The sequence below is a fragment of the Teichococcus deserti genome, from assembly GCF_001982615.1.
In the GTDB taxonomy this organism is placed as follows: Bacteria; Pseudomonadota; Alphaproteobacteria; order Acetobacterales; family Acetobacteraceae; genus Pseudoroseomonas; species Pseudoroseomonas deserti.
Genome location: NZ_MLCO01000464.1, coordinates 1 through 1,511, shown reverse-complemented (window position 1 = coordinate 1,511; position 1,511 = coordinate 1). Strand labels below are relative to the sequence as shown.

Here is a 1,511-nt window from a genome sequence, read left to right as displayed (position 1 = left end):
CCTGATCGGCGGCTCGGGCAACGACACGCTGAAGGGCGATGTCCATGACAACCGCCTGGTCGGCGGCGCGGGCGACGACGTCCTCGACGGGCGCGGCGGCAGCAACGTGCTGGAAGGCGGCGCGGGCAATGACCTGCTCTATGCCGGCCTCGGCACCAACGCGCTGAACGGCGGCGCCGGCAACGACACGGTCGACTACTCGCAGGCCACTGCGGGCCGGACCATCGACCTGCAGACCGGCGTGTCGGGCGCCGACACCCTGGCCGCCATCGAGAACGTGAACGGCACCAGCTACGACGACACCATCACCGGCGACCGCTTCAACAACATCCTGCGCGGTGGCGACGGCAACGACTTTCTCCACGGCAACAAGGGCGACGACATCCTGGATGGCGGCGAGGGCAACAACACCCTCAACGGCGGCAGCGGCAACGACACCGCCACCTATGCCGACAGCCGCGCAGATCATGTGTCCTTCGTGACCCTGACCTCGACGGTCGATCGTTTCAACTCGTCGAACACCCTTCGCGGCACCGACACGCTGATCGCGGTCGAGAATGTGATTGCGACCGGCAATGCCGGCGACCTGATCGATGGCAGCGGCGAGACGACGCGCGCTGTGAAGGCCAATCTGACGACGGGTACGCTGACCCTGACCGGCGCCGCGGCGATCGCGGTGGTCGGCTTCGAGAATGCCACCGGCGGTGCGCTGGCGGATGAGCTCACCGGCAATGCCGGTGCCAACACCCTGATCGGCGGCGACGGCAACGACACGCTGTCCGGCCTGGATGGCAACGACCTGCTGCAGGGTGGTTCCGGCGACGACACGCTGCTGGGTGGTGCCGGCAACGACACCCTCGAGGGTGGGATCGGCAACGACCGGCTCGAGGGCGGCGACGGCGATGACAGCCTTTTCGGCGGCGACGGCCAGGATACGCTGATCGGCGGCACGGGCATCAACACCCTGAACGGCGGCGACGGCGTCGACACCGTCGACTACAGCGCTGTCAACGGCAGCATGGCGGTCAACCTTGCCATGGGGATGGCGTCCGGCACGGGCATCAGCGATACGCTGATCGGCATCGAGAACATCAACTCGGGCCGCCGCGCCGACATTCTGGTCGGCAATGATGCCGCCAACCGGATCACGGCGGGCTCCGGCGACGACGTCATCACCGGTGGTCTTGGCGCCGATGCGCTCTACGGCGAGAAGGGCAACGACATTTTCCTGCTCTACTCGGCGGCGGAGTTCGCTCCGGGCGAGATCATCAACGGTGGCAGCGACTACGACACCATCCGCTTCGCCACCTCGATTGCCGAGACGCTGACCCTGACCAGCAACGTCACCTCGGTCGAGGAGGTGCGGGTCTCCGATGCCAGCGGCAACACGACCGGCACGCTGGCGATCAACGTCGATGCCCGCGGCCTGAGCGCCGGCTGGGGCATCACGCTGGTCGGCAATGACGGCGCCAACGAGCTCTGGGGCAACGACGACGGGATCAACGCGATCT

The 1,511-nt window shown here is 67.3% G+C and carries 1 protein-coding gene; it reads left to right on the top strand.

The annotated features are described in order from the left end of the window. Window positions 1–1,511, top strand: a 1,511-nt coding sequence (locus BKE38_RS29065) for a calcium-binding protein (protein ID WP_131829791.1), incomplete at both ends; no start/stop codon positions are given.